Raw genomic sequence first — 18,909 nt, forward strand, 5'->3', positions numbered from 1 at the left:
TTTTTAATAATTATTTAATTAAATTATCTTTTTAAATTTACAACAGTAGCTAATAAATTATCACTAGTTTGCACAGCTTTAGAGTTCATTTCATAAGCTCTCTGTGCAACTATCATATCTACCATTTCATCTACTACTTTAACATTAGACATTTCAACGAAGCCCTGATGTATTCTAGGGAAACCTTTAGAACCAGCCTCGCCTTCAAAAGCAGGTCCGCTTGCTATAGTTTCTTTATATAAGTTATCACCTATAGATAGTAGTCCAGCTTGGTTTATAAATCTATGTAATGTAATGTTTCCAAGCTCAACAGGTTCGTTTTCATCTCCTATTGTAACAGAAACAACCCCCTCTCTTGATATACTAATTTTTTCTAGAAGGAAGTTCTCTGGGAAAATAATTTCAGGCACTAATTTATATCCATTAGAAGTGACAAGCTGACCATTAGCATCCACTTTAAAAGAACCATCTCTTGTGTATGATACGCTTCCATCAGGCATCAATACTTGAAAGAATCCTTCTCCCTCTAATGCTAAATCTAATTTATTTCCTGTAGCCTGTAATGAACCTTGATCAAACATTTTTTGTGTAGCAGCACTTTTTACACCTAAACCAGTTTGAAGTCCAACAGGTGTTACAGTGTCTTCTGTTGCAGGAGTTCCCTGTATTTTTAAGTTTTGATATATTAAATCTTCAAAATCTGCTCTTACTTTTTTATATCCAATGGTGTTTACATTAGCAAGGTTATTTGCTATAGTATCTGTTTTAAATTGCATACCATTCATACCGCTAGCAGCAGTCCATAGTGAACGTAACATATTTATTTTACTCCATTATAATTTGTTATATTATATTTTCGGTATATACTAAATTCGCTTTATAAATTTTTGTAGTAATAAAAAAGAGGCTATTGCAAATTACAACGCCTCTTTATTTATTATTATATAAAAAAATTATTTATTTAATCTTGCTTTTAATTCTCTTCCCATCTTTTCATAGCCTTTTTTTCCAAGCATAGCAAACATATTTTTCTTATAAGCCTCAACACCAGGCTGATCAAATGGATTAACCCCAAGCATATGTCCAGATATACCGCAAGCCTTCTCAAAGAAATACATAAGTTCACCAATAGTAAATGGAGTAATCTTGTCTATATCTACTATTATATTAGGAACTCCTCCATCAACATGGGCTAAAACAGTAGCTTCTAATGCAGATTTATTTATTTGATGTAAAGATTTTCCTTTTAAGTAGTTAAGTCCATCTAAGTCAGATTCTTCTTTTTTTATTTTCAAATCTATTTCTTCTTCATCTACTCTTATAACAGTTTCAAATAAACCTCTTCTTCCATCTTGTATAAATTGACCTAAAGAGTGCAAATCAGTAGAGAAATCCACAGAAGCAGGGAATATACCTTTTTTATCTTTACCTTCGCTTTCTCCATATAATTGTTTCCACCATTCAGATATATAATGCATTCTTGGGATGTAATTTACCATTATCTCTGTATTGAAACCTTTACTATAAAGAGCGTTTCTTAACATAGCATAAAGCATAGAAGGATTTTTCTTGTAATCTGCTTTTTTTGTAGCCTTAGCCATAGAGTCAAAACCTTTTATAAACTCTTTAATGTCTATTCCAGCAGCTGCTATAGGTATAAGACCAACAGGAGTAAGTACAGAATATCTACCTCCAACATCATCAGGTATTACAAATGTTCTGTATTTATTTTCTGTAGATAATGTTTTTAATGCTCCTTTTGCCTTATCTGTGGTAGCTATTATTCTTTTTGCTGCTCCTTCTTTACCGTATCTTTTTTCAGCATATTCTTTTAATACTCTAAAAGCTATAGCAGGTTCAGTAGTAGTTCCGCTTTTTGATATAACATTAATATAAAAATCTTTGTCTTTTAAATAATCCAACAAATGTTTGAAATACTCACCATTCATATTATGACCAGCATATACAACTTGAGTATTTCCTTTTTTAGCAGTAGTAAAAGGATTTAAGAAAGATTCTATAACAGCTCTCGCACCCAAATAAGATCCGCCAATACCAACAGATACTAATACTTCAGCATTCTCTCTTATTTCTGCTGCCAAAGTTTCTATATCTTTTACCATCTTCATAGCTTCAGTTGGAAGATTAACCCAACCTAAAAAGTCATTGCCAGCACCTTTTTTATTTTCTAAAAGCTCATTAGCATATTGTGCTGAACTTGCTAAATACTCTAATTCATATTCTTGCAAAAAATTTAATACATTCTTATAATTTATAGATAGCATTTTTTACACCTCGTGATATAGTTTTATAATACATAAATTATACAATAATAATACCGAAAAATAAAGAAATAAATATAAAAAATTAAGGTACAAATAAAATGATTTTGTCTGGACTTGAAATAGAAAAGAATTTAAATAAAAATATTATAATAGAACCTTTTAACAGGAAACAATTAAACTCAAATAGTTATAATGTAAGGCTTCATAATAAACTTTTAGTATATAAAGATAATGTATTAGATATGAAAAAGCCTAATGAAACTAAAGAAATCATTATACCTGAAACAGGATATCAGTTAGAACCTAATCAGCTTTATTTGGGAAGAACTTTAGAATATACAAAAACAAAAAAATATGTGCCTATGATAGAGGGTAGGTCATCCATAGGAAGGCTTGGAATATTTATACATATTACTGCTGGGTTTGGAGATGTTGGTTTTGCAGGTTATTGGACTTTAGAGATTTTTTGCATTAAGCCTATAATAATATATCCTGAAGTGGAGATTGCTCAACTTTATTATCACACTATAGACGGTGAATATGAAGAGTATGCAAGCAGCAAATATCAAAACAATACTGATGTTCAGCCTAGCATGCTTTATAAAGATTTTAAATAATTATAAATAAATCCAAATTATGAAGAAATCCAAAAATAAACTCCATTCTACTAATAAAGAATTATATGAAGGTGCTGTTATAAGAAAGTGCCGCATTGAAGAAGATATTGAATCTATGCGATTAGATAAATATATGGGAAATAGGTTTTCTTATTATTCCAGAAACAAGTGGCAGGATTTGATAGGCGAGGGGCTTGTATTAGTAAATGGTGAGAAAATAAAATATACTCGAAGTGTTTCTAAAGGTGATGAAATATCATACTATTTTAAAGATATGAAAGAGCCTGAAGTAAATAAAGATATAGAAATAATTTATGATGATGGCGATTTAATAATAGTAAATAAGCCTGCTAATTTGCCTGTGATTCCTTCTGGAAAATATTATTACAACACTTTACACACAATCATGCAAGAGAGATTAGGCTGTCATTTGAATATGATTAATAGAATAGATAGAGAGACAAGCGGATGTGTAATACTTTCTCGCGGTTCTTTGGTGGCTTCAAAGTTTTGTGCTATGCTTGCAAACAAAAATAATAATATAAAAAAAACTTATATTGCTATAGTGGAGAATGCTAAAGATATAGAAGATTCTTTTACTGTTGAAGGATATATGCAAGAGGTAGGAGATAAACTTTATAGAAGGTATCAAATACTTCATAAAGAGAATGTTGAAGACTCAAAATATTCAAAGACAAAGTTTAAAACTGTAAAAAGAATAGGCGATTATGCCATATTAAAAATAAGACTCTATACTGGACGAATGCATCAAATAAGGGTGCATCTTCATTCAAAAAATCTTTATATGGTTGGAGATAAAATATACGGCAAGTATGGCCCTAAAGTTTTTAATTCTTTTATAGAAAAAAGCATTATACCTGAAGGATTTTTTTATAGGCAGGCACTTCATTCTTATATGTTGGAGTTTAATCATCCAATCACTAATGAGCGTATAAAAGTAAAAGCAAAAATACCAAAAGACTTAAAAGATTTTATTGCTAGTATATAGTGAAAAAATTTAAGTTTGATAAAAATTAATTTTTTATTTTATAATATTCCAAAATATATAGCATTAAAATACTTGCACTTTCGCGAAGCGTACCCGTAGGGTAAAAACTTTTTGCGGCGGGAAAAAGTTGATAGAAAATTATTGTTTTAATATATTCTTTAAATTTTTAATTTTTTTATTTTAATTATTTGCGGGGACTAGCCCCCGTGCCCACACTTCTTTTGCTGATAGGTACTTACTCGGTATTGGTATAAAAGAAGCAAAAGAACTGCATTTTTATGAAATATAGCTAAAAATATATGGTATTATTTATATATTTCCTTTATATAAAGATATTAAATTTGCACCTTTGACGAAGTCCGCACCGCGACCGTAGGAAGTGCCTGCGACCGAAGGGAGTCCTTCAGGGCGACCGTAGGAAGTACCTTTAGGTATGGGTACGAAGGTGGGAAAAAGTTGAATAAAATAAAAAATCTACTGCAAAATATATTTATTTTAGTATATAAAACCATTCTTTATTATAAATACATTCTTGCCGTCTGAGGCTATTGATATCGCTTCACTACTATACATATCTATTTCTGATATATAATCATAGCCGCCTAACTCTTTTCTTGTAGCTGTTTCTTTATTCCATATAAAATAATACTTTCTTCCAAGTCTGTCTGCTGTAAAAGCAAAAGAATCCCCATAAAACTTAAATGAAGTTACAAAGTTATATGAAGGGCTTTCAAAGTTGTCGGATATAATATATTCTCTGTTATTTTTTGAGGCATTGTATACTAATTCATTGTTGTCAGAAAAATATATATCATTTATTTTATTATAATCCTCATTAATTCTTTTGTTATTGAGAATTATAAAAGATATATTATTGCTGCTTACTCCATATGCAAAGTTTTTTGAGTCCTTTGAATATTGATAGGTATATATATTATCATAGCTTCCTAACATATTTCCTCTAACATATAATTGCATCATATCGTTTGTATCTATATTAATAAATACCAAACTTTGACCATCTGGAGAAAAACTCATATTTGTAATTAGATTAAACTCACCTATATTTCTATTGTTTATTAAAATGCTTGTGTTTATAAATTCATTTGTAATAATAAGATTATTATTTGTGTCTGTAAAATTCAATGTGTTTTCTACTATGTTTGTAATAACATTTGTAACCATCATCAATGCTATAGTGTTTGATTGTCCTTTTACAGTTATTCCTTCTTCATTTGTATAAACACTTATATTAGATAGATTATAATTTGTAACAGTAGATATATTTGTAAGAATAGTATCGTTTGTATTAATATTTGTAGACATCATATTATTTATATTATCATTTGTAGTTAAATTAGTGTCTATTTGAGGCATTAATTTAACAGCATATGCCTGATTTTGTAAGTTGTATGAAGCTAAATCATCAACAGATATAAAACTTTCTGTATCATTATTGCCATTATATATAAGAGCACTTCCTTCACTATTTACAACATACATTAAAGTTCTTTCGTCATTAGCATATTTCATTTTTTCTGCTTTGCCTGAAACAGCTTTTTCTTCGCCATTTATATTAACAAAATATTCTCCGTCTCTAGAATAAGAAAATGCATAATTATTATTATTTATAACATATTCATATAATTCAGAGTATTGTGTTTTTGCTTCTCCGTTAATAACAGCAATTCCATAATCCATAAGTCTTGCAAATATTATAGAGTTGTTTCCAGCAAAGGCAGATGCTTCTATAGAGTCGAATTCTTGTTCTTTATTACCGTATATAACAACCCACATATCTTTACCAATAGAAGGTTTAAGCATAGTAGCAACCAATGTAGTGTTTGGTAAAACTTTTATTATACCAGCATCTTTATATCCTTCTAATCTGCTGTTTTTATAAAGTATATCATAGGTTATATTATTAGCGTTGTTCTTTTCTATAACGATTGCATAGTTTGTATCGCTTAATATATGTGCATTTTTTAGAGTTTCATTGTTTTGTAATGTGTATATTTGAGAAAATAGTAAATTGCTTATTAATAAAAAATAAATAGCTATGTATTTTTTCATAGTAAAATCCCATTCTTTAAAGAAAATTATTTATATACTCGGTAATATTATAAACTAAAATTAATAATATACAAAATTATCTTATTAAAAAAAATTGAATTTTTACGATTATTTTTATATAAAACACTTGAGGTTATTATGAGATATTTTATTATAATATTGCTTTTTATTTATTCTTGCAGCTCTGTAAACACTAAAACTGAGAGTCTTAATAATGGTTGGATTAATGAAAATAAATTTAGCATTAATTCAATAGGCTATCCAAATACTGATAATAATGCCACATCAGAAGAAAATAAAAATAGTGCCTATAATGCTGCTTTATCTCTTTCTATAGTAAAAATTGAGAATGCTTTTGCAAAAGAATTGCCAGAAAATTATAAATATTATGATGATTTGAAGAGTTTTATATCTAATAATGTAAAAATAGAGCATGCAAATTATGTGGATAATAGATATTATAATATAATAGCTTCTGTAGAACATGATAATTTATTAGATAGCTTAAGAAAAGGTAAAAAAATAACAAAATAATGTAATTTTTTTTATATTTATTTTACATTTAAATTAAATATAAGTTTATTATAATAATAAAAAATACATATTAGGAGAAAAGTATGAAGTCTACTAAATTGATTGCATTTGTAGGTTCAATTGCATTATTGTTTGGTATGATAGCTTTTGCTCAGGCTAAAATTGATTTAGCTAAAATACCTGATGGTACTTATTTGGGTAACTACAAAGCTACTTACAAAACAAAACAAGGTGACTACCAAGCTAAAGTAACAGTTCAAGGTGGTAAATTAACTAAAGTTGTAATGACTAAATGTGCTCATTCAAGCGGTCCTGCTAGAGCTAAAGCAGCTTATGATAAAATGATTGCTGCTAACAATATTTATGTTGATGGTGTTACTGGTGCTACTTGGACAGCTCTTATTGAAGATGCTTTAACTAAATTAACTCCAGCAAAATAATCTTAAATAGGATATGAAAAATTGTATTAGAGAGTGTATTCATAATTGAATACACTTTTTTTATATTCTTTTATTTATTTTTATATTTAAAAATAAGCCTATTAACATAATTATAAAAGTTATAAGTATTGCTATATACATGTTTAATTCAAAATTGTATCTTAAATGTTGAAAATCAGAAATTTTCCTAGATAATTCTATTAAAACATTTGCAGCAAACTCTGTTGTCTTTGCTGGGTATATTGATATAGTATTAAATATTTGATATGTGAATATAGTTATTAATGATGATGATAATATAATAAAAGATAATGGTACAGCGAATATATTTGCTATTATAGAGTTAAGATTTAAAATTTCAAAATGATATATATTTAATGGCAATATAGAGATAAGAGATATTATATTGATTGCCAAAAAACCTAATAAAGTTATAAATATATTTTTTAGAAATGGCTTTATTTTTAAGTTTTTTATTTTTGTTATTATAAAGAAATTATAAATAGGGTAGTATAATATTATTCCCAATGTTGCTAAGAATGAAAATTGAAAACTTATCTCTCTTATAGAGTTTGGGTCTATGAGTAATATTATTAATGCTGCTAAAAATAATGAGTTTACATTGTTTCTGTCTCTATCAAAATAATAGGATATTAATATACAAAAAGCCATTATACTTGAACGCACTATTGAAACAGAGAATATACTTACTGTTGGATATATTATTATAGTGATGATTGTAGCAATAAATATTTTATTATAAAAGTTTATTGGCAAGAATGATAATGCTGTAAATAATATAAAAAGTATCATAGATATATGAAGACCTGATATTGAAAGTATATGAGATATTCCAGAGTTTATGAAGTATTGATTAATATATGCTGGTATAATATGTTTATCGCCTGTAATGATGCATTGAGCAACAGAATAGCTTATAGGCTCTATATGTTCACCTAAAGACTTTTTTATTGTGTTTCTAAAATGTAAACCAATTTTGTTTAGAGAGTTCAATATTGAAAAACTTTCTTTTTGCACAGTAAAATTAATATATGGATAAATACTACTTACACCATAAAGCATTTGATTTTCTAATGCTTTTACTATATTAAGATTATTTGTTAGTATATTTTTATATAGTCTGATTTTAGCGTAAACTGTAATAATGTCGTTTATATATATTGGTTTGGCTGAATTATGATATAGTCTAATTTTTCCAGCATATTTGTGCCAATTTTCCCCATCATAAACTCTATCAACATATGCAATATATCTATCTCTAAAATTAACTACTCCATCATAATCTATTATTTTACAGCTGTATGCTTTAATTTCTTTGTTAAATTCTTTTAATGGTGATGAAAATATATCATAATACCTAGAAATTGTATAACTGTATCCCAAGAAAAATACTGAAATTATTAAAATAAAAAAACTGTTTTTATTATATATGGCAAGTATTATTGATATTACTATGAGAATAAAAGATATTATTAATGATATATTAAAAAAATAATTACTGCTAAGTTTCAATGCAATAGATATACCTAAAGCAAAGCTCGTTGTGATATAAAGTATATAAGTAATAGGATATACGCTTTTCATCATAATATCATCTTTTTACTATTCCGTAGAAGATAATATTAATTATCATGTCTAAATCTTTTTCATTATTTTCTATATTTTTATTTTTTGCCCACTCCATTTCAAAGCCTTTAATTATTGCTAATATGGATTCTGTGGCAAGCCTTAAATCTATATTAAATAATCCCTTTTTTACGCCTCTTCTTAATATCATTTTAATAGTGTCATATTCTTCTTTATGATATTTTGCCCTCATATGTTCTATTAAAGTAAAATCTTCAAATATTTCGCTATGAAGTGCCTCATAAAGGTTGGCTAATTTAATATATCCTTTTTGTCTTGTTAGTATATAGGCTCTTATTTTAGCTTCGGCTGTATCTTCTTTTTTTATTGCTTCGTATATAGATCTTTTTAAATCTGCTGCTTCATTTTCAGCTATGGCAAAAAAAATTTCTTCTTTACTTTTAAAATAATGATAGATACTGCTTTTTGATTTATGAACCATTAAAGCAATATCACTCATAGAAGTCTTTTTAAATCCGTATTTTTTAAATAGCTCTTTTCCAGCATTAACAATTTGTTCTCTTGGATTCATTTCTATCCTTCATATAACTTTCTACTAATAATTATATATAATATTTTTTATTTGTCAAAAGTTATATGAGAATAGCTTATATTATGAAGATTTTTATTTATTTTTTAATTTATTTCTCTATAGTAGATTGATTAACATTAAGCACTGTATTATCAGGTAAAGATACTATACTTCTATAGAAATTTACTTGAGTAACATTATTAGCATAAGGCATATTAATTATTTCATTTAAATAACTTTTAGTATTTGCATCTAAAATTACATTTTCTGTAGTTACTTCTGCGCTTGATATATTAGCCTGCATAAATGCACCAAGCTGTAAGTTATTATTAACTGTTGCAGAGCCAGATAATACTTTAACAGTGGTTGTGCCATTATTATTAGCTATTATAACAGTACCTCTCATAGAAATATTAGCATTTTGAGTAACTATATTAATAGAATCAAGTTTTGTAATTGCTATAATTTCTCCAGAAGACAATGTGAATTTTATTTTATTATTTCTATCTAATGACTCATCTATATTTAGAGAAGTGTTTTGTTTTAGTTTAAATAAAGAATTATTTTGTATATAATAAGTTAGATAAGAATTTTCTTGTAAAGTTAGTCTATCATTACTAAATAATAAATCGCCAATATTAGCAGGTTTAGCTATTATATCTTTTGATGTAATTTTTACTTCACCTTGAACAGATACTATTTCCATATAATTAGCATTATATTGTGCATTTAAAGCAAAAGCACATACAAATATTATAGCAATTATTTTTTTACACATCTGTGAAACTCCATAATACATTTTTACTATAAAATATTATCGGAAATATTTTTATATATACATAATATTTTTTTATTGTACGAATATATTTACTTTTATGCTGTTTAAATTTTGATTGTCTTTATTAACTGCTTTTATATAAAAACTATGCTCTCCGCCTTCTAATTGCCATCTAATATTTCCATTTTTTAATTCTTCAATGCTCGCTATAATTTTATCATCGCAATATAGATTTGCTGAGACAATATTTTCTGGTATATAAGTTTTTATAAATATGTTTTGATATTCTTTTGGAAGGGTAGAATCTATTTTATATACTGAGTTATCTGTTGGAGAAGTTATCATAATATTTTGTGAGTAGGTATCTCTTCTGCTATAGGTTAAATTATAAGTATTATTAACTTTTACCCAATCTCTTGTTGGAGTTTCTATTTGCTGTTCTTTTATCCAGCCATTATATTCTGAAGGAAGGCTTACAAACACTTTTTTGCTTATACTTCCATCTTCATTATTTTTTATATATAAATTATGAACATCGCATTCTTCTGTCGGCACATATTCTTTAGAAAACTCTTCATTTCTATACTCTTTACAAAACTCTCCTCTTAGTTTGCCGCTTATTAAACATATATCTCTGTTTACTATATTCGCTGGTTTATTCCATATTGTTTCTTTTTGACTTTTATTAAGCATAGTGAATAAATCATATATTATAGGTACAGCTCCGTTTCCGCCTGTAATATTTATCATTTCGCTCCCCTTAAAATCTCCAAGCCAAATACCAACTATATAGTTTTTAGTATAACCAATTCCCCAAGCATCTCTTGAGCCTTTTGATGTACCTGTTTTTATGGCTACAGAAAAAGGATAAACAATTCCTCTATAGCTTCTAAAAGAGCCCATTCTTGCATTTCTGTCTGATAATATGCTTGTTATAAGATAGGCACTTTCTTTTGATATTACCTGCCTTGTGCTTTTTTTAGGTATATTAATTATTTCGCCATTTTCTTTTTTTAATGATTTTATAGAGTAATGATTTATAAACTTACCTTCATTTGGGAATATAGTATATGCAGAAACCAAATCAACTAATCTCACCTCAGCACTTCCAAGCACAAGAGAATAACCATAATAATCTGGATTTTTATTTATAGAACTTAAACCAGATTTTAATAAAATATTTTGAAAGTCTTTTATACTGTATCTTGCAAGCCATTTTACAGCTGGTATATTTAGAGAATTAGCAAGTGCATCTCTTATGGTAACAGGGCCATGATATTTATGATTAAAGTTTTCTGGTATGTAATCTCCTCCCGGTGAGTTTATATAAGTTTTAACATCAGCTATAATAGATGCAGGAGTTTCTCCTTTATCAAACAAATATCCATACAAAAAAGGTTTTAAAGTGCTTCCAGCCTGTCTTAAAGAAGTAGCTCCATTAACAGCTCCATCGACTTCCTTATCAAAATAATCCATAGAGCCTATCATAGATAATATTTCACCTGTTTTGGCATTTAATATAACACATGAAATATTTCTTACATTGAATGTGTGAAGCGATTGACTTGCATTGCTTATTACTGTTATTGCTTCTTGTTGTAGTTTATAGTCTAAAGTGGTTTTTATTTCTGTTATGTTGTTGTATTTTAATTGTGCTAATGATTCTTTTGTATACATTGTAAAGTGAGGTGCTTTGAATGTGTATTCTTCTTTGTTGTTGTAAACGATAATTTTTTCTTCAATATTTTTTTGATACTCTGCATCATCTATATAGCCGTTATTTTTCATTTCATTTATAACATACATTCTTCTATCATTTAATCTCTCTTCATATTTGTATGGGTTAAACTTTGTTCCTGATTTTATAATTGAAGCTAGTATTGCTGATTCATTGACATTTAAATCTTTTGCCTCTTTTTTGAAATAAACTTGAGAAGCAGCCCCCACACCATAACAGTTATTTCCTAAAAAAACTCTGTTTAAATATTCTGTGATGATTTCTTCTTTTGATAGGTTTCTTTCTAATCTTATAGCGTCTAATGCTTCATATAATTTATTAATATATGTTCTCTCTCTTGGTATTATACTTTTTGCTAGCTGCTGAGTGATAGTGCTTCCGCCTGATACCACTTTGCCGTTTATTAAATTAGCTAAAAATGCTCTCATTATTGCTTTATAATCTATTCCATCATGTTTAAAAAAGTTTTTGTCCTCCGCACTTATAACTGCATTTATGAGGTTTGTTGATATATCACTATATTTTACTTCACTATAAAAACCACCATGCTTTGGAAAGAGTGTTGATATTAGAATATTGTTTCTGTCATATATTTTTAATACTCTCTCTTCATCTAATTTTAATTCATCTTTTGTAAATGGTATATTTATATAATCCTTACAATACTTATAAAAATTATATCCCTTTGGAATAAATATTACTGACAATACTAAAACAGAAATTAATAAAATATATATTATAGCTAATGATATTCTTCTAATTATTTTTTCCATAAGCAGTTTTCCATAAACCTATATTTTTATTTTACAATAAAATGAACAATAGTCAATTTTTTGTTATATATTTAAATTATTATGTTTTAATATATAAGTTTTTGTTTTATTCAACTTTTTCCTGCCTTTGCTCTGCGGACTTCGTCAAAGTTGCAAAAAGTGCAAGTACTACAACTTTATATTTTACAATATATTTTCAATATAATATAACATCTAAAATTTAACGTACACCTAAAGGTAGATTTTATAAAAATGCAGTCTTTTTGCTTCTTTGTGTCAATACCGAAGGTACTTCCTTCGGTCGCAAAAGAAGTGGGGGTGTGGGGGCTAGTCCCCACAAACAATAAAAAACAAAAAAATTTTATTGTTCTTTTTCCCGCAGCAAAAAGAACCAAAAAGTGCGAATGTTTTAACTTTATCTTTTTGGAATATATAAATCTAAAATAAAGTTTATATTTTATTTGCACATAAAAAGCTATACTCTATTAAATGCAGTTCTTTTGGTTCTTTTATACCAATACCAAGTAGGTGCCTATCGGCAAAAGAACTGGGGTGCTACCCTACGGGCACGCTTCGCAGGGGGGGCAAAGCTCTGCAAATAATTAAAATAAAAAACAATTTTGACAAAATATAATCATAATCCATAAATACTTTACAATTTGTAATTATAATTTATAATTCATTCTCAAACATTAATATACCTACAGAGGCTATCTCAATATGTCTGAAAATAAATTAATTAATAACAGTACCAAAAAAATATTATATTTTTTATTAGTATTTACTCTTATGATATTTTCTTCTATTCCTATGGATATACAAATATTGTTGTTTGATACCACATATGATTCTGAAAAATTAATTTATAATATAATTTTCAATAGTTTTTATTTTCAAGTGTTTTATTTTTTTTGTTATTCATTTTTATTTAGTATAAACAGCAATTTTGAAAATGTTAATAAGAGAACTGTATTAATAACATTTTTATCATTTTTACTTGTGCTTTTGCTTGGCATATTTACTTCAGCTCCTTTAAAAAATGAAATACCTAATATGCTTGATTTTTTTATGTCTAATATAATGATTAATAAAAGCATATTATCTTATATAATGTTTTTTATTATAATAGTTTTAGCTGACAATAATTTCAAAAACAATATATCTAATAGTTTTACTAAATTGGGAGATATAATTTTCTTTTCTGCAATAGCTGCAATTATTGCGTTTATATTTTGGATATTTATTGTTTTTTTATATGACAGATTTATTTTTAGAACTGATATAGTAAGTGATTTAGAACCATTAATTGAAAAGTTTATTTTTATCTCTATTATATTTGTTCTTTCTATAATACCTTTTATATTTTTCTTTGTACAAAATAGATTTAAAACTGTTTTGTCAATATATATTTCTAGAGTCTTATTATTTATATATTCATTTTTAATATTTATTTTATTTTTTGCATTATTTTATGGACCTATAAGACCTTTTGAAAATATGAAGTCTTTTATAATTTATAATATATTATTATATTTGTTTGTATTTACTCTATATTTTGTGAGGGCTGATTATAAGGCTGGAATAATAACAAAAGCGATGTATATAATATTTCCAATACCAGCATTTTTATTTAATATATTAGTTTTATGGGCAAGTATATACAGAGTGATTATTTCTGAGGTTAAAATAAATGAAATTTCTATTGCTGTACTTAATATAATAATAGCTGTTAATTTAATATATATAATAGTACAAAATATAAAGTCCATAATAAAAATATTAAAAGAGAACATCAATATAAATGAGGCAGTGATTGGAAATAATAAAATATATAGTTTTATTTATGTTTATGGAATTTACTCATTTATTTTTTCTTTTATAGCTCCTATAATAATGGTATTTTTAAAAGACAAATAAAAGTTTAATAATCTAAATAGGTTTATGAATTATGAAAAAGTTAATATTTATTTTATTTTTATTTAGTATGTGCTTATACAGTCAAAATAATAATAAAAGTAAAGCTTATGAAAAATTAAGAGAATATGTGAATGAAGGTAATGTTAAAGAAGCTGAGAATATTCTTAAAAAATATAACGTTAATATAAATGATCTTGATTATGAAGATTTTACATTATTATCACATGCGGTTATGGATAATAATATAGAAATGGCTGAGCTTCTTCTAAAATATAAAGCGGATGTTAATACTGTAGTAAATGACGGCGATACTGCATTGATACTTGCAGTTGATAATAATAATATGGAAATGGTTAAACTACTTTTAAGTTATGGTGCTGATATTGATTATCAGGGCTTTAGAGGAAGAACTGCATTATTTTCTGCTTTAGAATATAATAGAAAAGAAAATACTGAAATGGTAAAACTCTTAATAAAAAATAAAGCCGATGTTAATATAGCTTATGATGGAGATTATGGGAATGAAGAAACCCCTTTAATATATGCTGCTATGAAAGGCTATAAAGAAACTGTAAAAATATTAATTGAAAATAAAGCTTTTGTAAATAAAAGAAACAGAAATAATGCAAATGCTTTGATTTACGCTTATATGTATGGACATGATGATATAGCAGATATTTTACTTCAAAATGGTTCTGATTCTTTGGATAAAAGTTTGAAAGGTTGTAAGCTTATTAATAAAGAAACTTTATTTAGTTATAGATTAATAAATGCTGCAGTATATTCTACCAATGAAGTTTTTTTACAAAATCTGATTGATAATGGTGCAGATATAAATTATAAAACTTATGATAAGAAAACTGCATTAACAGAAGCGGCTTCTTATAATAATATTAATGCTGTAAAAGTGCTTCTTAAAAATAATGCCAATGTAAATGTTCAAGATTACTATGATATGACAGCATTGATGTTGGCTTGTCGTAACGGAAATTTAGAGATGACAAAAATGCTTTTAGATGCTGGTGCAGATAAAAGTATAAAAAGAGGTAATTATGATGCATTGTATTATGCTAGAGAATACGGAAAGAATGAAGAGATAATAAAACTTCTTACAAGATAAAAAATAATTTATTAATAAAGCAAAAGATTATTTATAATTAATTGCTTTATTAATAAAACTATAATTATTTTGAAGATATAATTCTTATTATTTCGAGAGTAGTTTCTAAACTTTTATGAAATGATGGGATAGGCAAAAACTCATATATAGAGTGGAAATTATGTGCACCTGTAAAATAATTTGGTGTTAGTAAGCCTTTTACAGATAATGCTGAGCCGTCTGTACCTCCTCTCATTGATAAAGTTTTTGCTTCTATATTTAAGTTTTTCATTGCTTCATAAATAACATCTATAGGAAACTTATCGTCTTTTAGAGAGTCAGCTATATTGCCGTATACATCTTCAATAGTTAATTCTATTTTTGCTCTAGGCTCTAATTTTTGATATTTTTCAACAGCTTCTCTAATTTTAGCTTTTTTCTCTTCATAGAGTTTTTTGTTATGGTCTCTAATATTTAATTTTAAAGAAGCATTTCTCTGATTTCCGCTAATGCCTTGAACCCAAATGTAGCCTTCTTTTTTTTCTGTACATTCAGGAGTTTGTTTTCTGTCGAATTCATTAGCTATATCTATCGCTATAAGTATAGGATTAACCAATACTCCTTTAGCACTCATAGGATGTGCTGTTACTCCTTCTATATCTATAGAAGCACTTCCTGCATTAAATGTTTCATATACTACTTCTCCTATTTCGCATGAATCTATAGTGTATGCAAAATCGGGCTTAAATACATTCAAATCTAATTGCTTAGAACCAAGAAGTCCTATTTCCTCATCTGGTACAAAAGCTATATATATACCACCATGCTCTAAATTATTATCTTTAATATATTTTAATGCAGACATTATTGTTGATATTGCTGCTTTGTTATCAGCACCTAACACACTTGTTCCATCAGAAAATATAATATCATTGTTTATATAATTTTTTATTTCAGGATGTTCTGATACTTTAAACATTATATTTTTTTCTTTGTTTAAGCATAAATCATTGCCTTCAAATTTAAGTATTTGAGGATGAACGTCTCCTGTAAGCCCAATATCAACAGTATCAAGATGTGCCACAAATCCAATAGAATGTATATTGTCTTTATTTTTTGGAAGCAATGCTGTAACAATAGAATTATCATTTACAACAATGTTTGTTAAACCTAAAGCTTTTAAATCTTCTGCTAAAACTTTTGCAAGCTTCATCTGTCCTTCAGAGCTAGGAAGATTTTTTACAGATGCATTGCTTTGGCTTGGTATAGAAGAATATTTAAAAAAACTGTCAATTTGAAATTTCTTAATATCATCGTTTAACATACTATTTTTACCTCTTTTATTTTATTAAATTAATTAACAGGCGGATAAACATAACCGCTATTAAATCCTATAGGTATATTTAAGCCCCAGAATATATAAAGCATTATCATAAGAGCAATTAATAAGCCTATACTATAAGGAAGCATCATAGAAGATAATGTACCAACTCCTGTTTTCTTGCAGTATTTCTGACAATAAGAAATTATTAACGGATAGAATGCAAACATTGGAGTTACAACATTTATAGCCGAATCGCTTACTCTAAATGCTGCCTGAGTTAATTCTGGAGAAATGCCTACAGCCATAAGCATAGGTACAAATATTGGTGCTAATATTGCCCATTTTGAAGAAGCTGAAGTTATTAACAAATTTAATATTGCTGTAAGTAGAGTGATACCTGCAACTGTTACTTGAGCTGGCATATTTAAAGATTTTAAAAACTCAGCACCAGCTATTGCTATCAATGTTCCAACATTAGAGTTTCCAAATACATACAAAAACTGAGCACAGAAAAATGAAAAAGTTAAAAATGAAGCAAGATTTTTTACGCTTCCTGCCATAGCTAAACTAAAATCTTTTGTTGTTTTAAATTTACCAGTAAGTTTTCCATATATGTATCCGGGTATTACTAAGAATAAAAATAATATAGGTACTATTGCCTGCATAACAGGAGCATCTGGAGTAGTTAATTCACCGTTTGGAGATCTTAATAAAGAGTTCTCTGGAATAAGTAAAACTATTAAAAGTACAAGCATTAATACTAAAACAGAAAATGCTATTCTAAAAGCTCTATTTTCTTCTTTTGTTATAGAAGAGACACTTGTATCCTCTGGTTTAATACCTTCATCAATAGGCATAGTTTTCCATAAGAAAGGCTCTACTATTTTATCAGTGATAAACCAGCATACTAAAATTACAGCAAAAGTTGATGATATGCTTAAGAAATAATTACATAAAACATTAACAGTATAAGTAGGGTCTATGAGTCTTGCTGCTCCTTGAGTAAAACCTTGCATTATAGGGTCTATTGTAGAAGGAGTATAGCTTGCAGAAAAACCTCCAGCAAGTCCTGCAAATGAAGCTGCTATTCCTGCTAATGGGTGTCTTCCTACAGCAAAAAACATTATAGAAGCTATAGGCATTAATATAACATAAGAAGAATCTGAAGTTATATGGCTTACAACAGAAATAAATATAATTGCTGGTGCTATTGCTTTTTTTGGTATGATAGCTAATAGCTTTATAAGAATCATTCTAATAAATCCGCTTCCTTCAGCTGCTCCTATTCCAAGTGTTGCTACAATTGTAATACCTAAAGGAGGAAAGTTTATAAAGTTGTATGTCATTTTTGTTATAAACTTTGTTATTTCTACAGGGGCAAGCATATTAATTATTTTTATTTGCTCTCCTGTGGTAGGATGAAAATAATTAAATGTGAAATAAGACAATATCCATGACACTATAAGCATTATGAAAAATGCTAGTAAAAATAAGATTGTGATGTCTGGAAGTTTGTTTCCTACTGTCTCAATGACATTTAAAAAACTTTCAAACTTATTTGACTTTTTAATGTCTTTAGTATTCATGTAAGACTCCTATTGTGAAACTTTATAAATAAATAATTATACAATTAAATATTTTATAATTAAAAAAACATAGTAAAATAAATAATTTGCCTGCTTTTTAAATAAAAAAGTATTATTTATTTTATTAGATTAAAATATAAGAAAAAATAATTATATTAAAATTGTACATATTATACTATTAAATTAAGTATTCATCAATAGTATTGTATGATTTTTATATATAATATTATTGTTTGTAATAATATTATATAAGGTTTTACATGAATTTATCATAAAAAATTACTAAGCACTTTTTTATTAAAATATTTCATAATTGAAATTTTGTTAATTTTCTTTTATTATAAAAAATAACAATACATACATGGGGTACAATATGAAAAATATTATTTCTATAATTGCAGCATTTATTTTAACAATTGCTGTAATTTCATGCGGCGGCGGAAACAAAGAAACAAATCAATCAGAACAAAATACTCAAACATCACAATCTCAAAATATTCAAACTAATACTTTACAAACAAATAATCAAAAAGAATTCTTTGATATGAAATATGTTT

Annotated in this window: 16 protein-coding genes; 7 read left to right on the top strand and 9 right to left on the bottom strand. The window is 27.0% G+C overall.

Features of this window, described 5'->3' with window-relative positions:
- Positions 1–23: 23 nt before the first annotated feature.
- Both flgG and GQX97_RS09675 read right to left on the bottom strand, forming a co-directional pair.
- Entirely contained in the window at positions 24–818 is a 795-nt protein-coding gene (gene flgG, locus GQX97_RS09670) for a flagellar basal-body rod protein FlgG (RefSeq protein ID WP_157151727.1), read from the bottom strand.
- A 135-nt stretch (positions 819–953) separates the two neighbouring features.
- Positions 954–2,285: a glucose-6-phosphate isomerase gene (locus GQX97_RS09675; RefSeq protein ID WP_157151728.1), complete on the bottom strand. Its 1,332-nt coding sequence runs from the start codon at positions 2,283–2,285 to the stop codon at positions 954–956.
- Between the two features lie 98 nt (positions 2,286–2,383).
- Here GQX97_RS09675 and dcd point away from each other — a divergent pair, with 98 nt between their 5' ends.
- A complete protein-coding gene (gene dcd / locus GQX97_RS09680; protein ID WP_013244920.1) occupies positions 2,384–2,902 on the top strand; it encodes a dCTP deaminase in 519 nt (172 codons plus the stop codon).
- A gap of 19 nt (positions 2,903–2,921) precedes the next feature.
- Positions 2,922–3,911, top strand: coding sequence for an RluA family pseudouridine synthase (locus GQX97_RS09685; protein WP_157151729.1), 990 nt, complete (start codon positions 2,922–2,924; stop codon positions 3,909–3,911).
- A gap of 495 nt (positions 3,912–4,406) precedes the next feature.
- Here the strand turns inward: GQX97_RS09685 and GQX97_RS09690 are convergent, their stop codons facing one another.
- Positions 4,407–5,984, bottom strand: a complete 1,578-nt coding sequence (locus GQX97_RS09690; protein ID WP_157151730.1) for a hypothetical protein — start codon at positions 5,982–5,984, stop codon at positions 4,407–4,409.
- A 138-nt stretch (positions 5,985–6,122) separates the two neighbouring features.
- Between GQX97_RS09690 and GQX97_RS09695 the strand changes: the two genes are divergently transcribed.
- Entirely contained in the window at positions 6,123–6,518 is a 396-nt protein-coding gene (locus GQX97_RS09695) for a hypothetical protein (RefSeq protein ID WP_157151731.1), read from the top strand.
- Positions 6,519–6,601: 83 nt separating this feature from the next.
- Positions 6,602–6,958 carry an FMN-binding protein gene (locus GQX97_RS09700; protein ID WP_157151732.1) on the top strand — a complete coding sequence of 119 codons (357 nt, stop codon included), beginning with the start codon at positions 6,602–6,604 and terminating at the stop codon, positions 6,956–6,958.
- 60 nt (positions 6,959–7,018) lie between these two features.
- Here GQX97_RS09700 and GQX97_RS09705 read toward each other — a convergent pair whose 3' ends face one another.
- The 4 genes from GQX97_RS09705 to pbpC form a co-directional block, all read right to left on the bottom strand.
- Entirely contained in the window at positions 7,019–8,566 is a 1,548-nt protein-coding gene (locus GQX97_RS09705; RefSeq protein WP_157151733.1) for a ComEC/Rec2 family competence protein, read from the bottom strand.
- A 4-nt stretch (positions 8,567–8,570) separates the two neighbouring features.
- Positions 8,571–9,137: a TetR/AcrR family transcriptional regulator gene (locus GQX97_RS09710; protein WP_157151734.1), complete on the bottom strand. Its 567-nt coding sequence runs from the start codon at positions 9,135–9,137 to the stop codon at positions 8,571–8,573.
- A gap of 109 nt (positions 9,138–9,246) precedes the next feature.
- The gene (locus tag GQX97_RS09715; RefSeq protein ID WP_157151735.1) at positions 9,247–9,915 is read right to left on the bottom strand and encodes a FecR domain-containing protein; all 669 of its coding nucleotides are present in this window, start codon (positions 9,913–9,915) and stop codon (positions 9,247–9,249) included.
- 72 nt (positions 9,916–9,987) lie between these two features.
- The gene (gene pbpC / locus GQX97_RS09720; RefSeq protein WP_157151736.1) at positions 9,988–12,426 is read right to left on the bottom strand and encodes a penicillin-binding protein 1C; all 2,439 of its coding nucleotides are present in this window, start codon (positions 12,424–12,426) and stop codon (positions 9,988–9,990) included.
- A gap of 720 nt (positions 12,427–13,146) precedes the next feature.
- Between pbpC and GQX97_RS09725 the strand changes: the two genes are divergently transcribed.
- Together GQX97_RS09725 and GQX97_RS09730 are read left to right on the top strand one after the other, a co-directional pair.
- Positions 13,147–14,343 (top strand): hypothetical protein, encoded by a 1,197-nt coding sequence (locus GQX97_RS09725; protein WP_157151737.1) that lies wholly within the window; start codon positions 13,147–13,149, stop codon positions 14,341–14,343.
- Positions 14,344–14,374: 31 nt separating this feature from the next.
- Positions 14,375–15,463, top strand: a complete 1,089-nt coding sequence (locus GQX97_RS09730; protein ID WP_157151738.1) for an ankyrin repeat domain-containing protein — start codon at positions 14,375–14,377, stop codon at positions 15,461–15,463.
- 64 nt (positions 15,464–15,527) lie between these two features.
- Here GQX97_RS09730 and pepT read toward each other — a convergent pair whose 3' ends face one another.
- Positions 15,528–16,766: a peptidase T gene (pepT, locus tag GQX97_RS09735; protein WP_157151739.1), complete on the bottom strand. Its 1,239-nt coding sequence runs from the start codon at positions 16,764–16,766 to the stop codon at positions 15,528–15,530.
- Between the two features lie 29 nt (positions 16,767–16,795).
- The gene (locus tag GQX97_RS09740) at positions 16,796–18,352 is read right to left on the bottom strand and encodes an AbgT family transporter (protein ID WP_157151740.1); all 1,557 of its coding nucleotides are present in this window, start codon (positions 18,350–18,352) and stop codon (positions 16,796–16,798) included.
- Between the two features lie 373 nt (positions 18,353–18,725).
- Here GQX97_RS09740 and GQX97_RS09745 point away from each other — a divergent pair.
- Positions 18,726–18,909, top strand: a 184-nt coding sequence (locus GQX97_RS09745; protein ID WP_157151741.1) for a hypothetical protein, incomplete at its 3' end; no start/stop codon positions are given.

This window comes from Brachyspira sp. SAP_772 (assembly GCF_009755885.1).
Lineage (GTDB): Bacteria > Spirochaetota > Brachyspiria > Brachyspirales > Brachyspiraceae > Brachyspira.